Source organism: Nonomuraea sp. NPDC049784, from assembly GCF_040659615.1.
Lineage (GTDB): Bacteria > Actinomycetota > Actinomycetes > Streptosporangiales > Streptosporangiaceae > Nonomuraea.
In genome coordinates, this window is sequence record NZ_JBFAMX010001182.1 from 1 (window position 1) to 1,503 (window position 1,503).

The 1,503-nt window shown below is 71.7% G+C and carries 1 protein-coding gene; it reads left to right on the forward strand.

What is annotated here, in order from left to right:
- Nucleotides 1-115: 115 nt before the first annotated feature.
- Nucleotides 116-1,503 (forward strand): PmoA family protein (locus AB0J09_RS64535; RefSeq protein ID WP_360714364.1); only part of this gene is annotated, 1,388 nt, incomplete at its 3' end.

Below are 1,503 nucleotides of genomic sequence, written 5' to 3' on the forward strand. Positions count from 1 at the left end.
GTCTGAGCTATGGTCGGCCCTATGACGGGACCGTGGAGAACACCACGAGGGTCCATCGCGCACCTCGTCGTACTTCACCAGGTCCGCCTGGGCGGGTAAGCGCCGGCTCGACGGCGTGGACGTGGTGGACGGCGCGCTGACGAACCCGTTCGCGCACGCCGTGGCCACCGCGCTGGCCCTGGTGGACGGCCCCATCGCGGAGATCGAGACCGAGCTCTACCACGCCAATCCGATCGAGTCGGACGACACGTCCTGCCTGCGGATCCGGCTCGACGACGGTTTCGTGATCACGATCGCGGTGACGCTGTGTGCCACCGGCAGGAACGAGCCGTACCTTGTCGTGCACGGCGACGCCGGCCGCGCGACGCTCGTCTACACGCAGGACCAGCTCAAGGTCGAGCTGCCGGACGGCTCGGTCACGACGACCGTGTACGAGCGCACGGACCTGCTGGAGAACCTCATCGACCACCTCCGCACGGGCGCCCGCCTGCTGGTGCCGCTGTCCGCCACGGAGTCGTTCACGCAGGTGCTGGACGCGGTGCGGCTGGCTCCCGAGCCGCTGCCGATCCCCGAGCGGTACCAGGTCGTCGAGCGGGACGCCGAGTCCGGCGAGGTCACGCACCGGTTCCTGCCGGGCGTCGCCGAGCTGACCACGCGCAGCGCCGAGGAGCTGGCGCTGTACTCGGAGCTCGATGTGCCCTGGACGAGTGTGGAGCTGCGCGTCGCGGACACGGCGGTGGCCTCCTACGAGTGGCGGCCCGACCTGCCGCCCACCGACTCGCCGCGCCCCTACCTGCATCCGGTGCGTACGCTCGCCGGCGTGGAGGTCACCCAGCTACGCCCTGAGGACCACGTGCACCACCTCGGCGTGGGAGTCGCGATCTCCGACCTGGGCGGCGCCAACTTCTGGGGTGGCCGCACCTACGTCAAGGACCAGGGGCCGGCCTGGCTGGACGATCACGGTGTCCAGCGCCACCAGGCGTTCTCGCAGCTCACCGACGACGGCTTCGTCGAGCAACTGGAGTGGGCAGGCCCCGGCGGACGGCCGATGGCGCGCGAGGAGCGTACAGTGCTCGCCCGGCCCATCGACGGGGCGTGGGCGCTGGAGTTCTCCTTCACGCTGACGAACCTCACCGGAGCGCCCATGGAGATCCACAGCTCGGCCACCAAGGGCCGGGTGGGCGCGGGCTACGGCGGGTTCTTCTGGCGCGCGCCGGGCACCTCCACCGGCCGGGCCACCCTGCCGGGGGACGAGCAGGCCGTACACGGCAGCCGCTCCCCGTGGGTGGCCATGACGGGCGCCACGCCCGAGGGCCGTGACTGGACGCTCGTCTTCGCCCAGACGGCGGACGATCCCTGGTTCGTGCGGGTGGAGCACTATCCGGGGGTGGGCCAGGCTCTGGCGTGGGACCGGCCGCTGGTGCTGGAGACCACGCTGACGAGGCGGGTCGTCACGGCCGTGATCGACGGGCGACTGGATGCCGCCTCGGCCTCCGCCGTCGC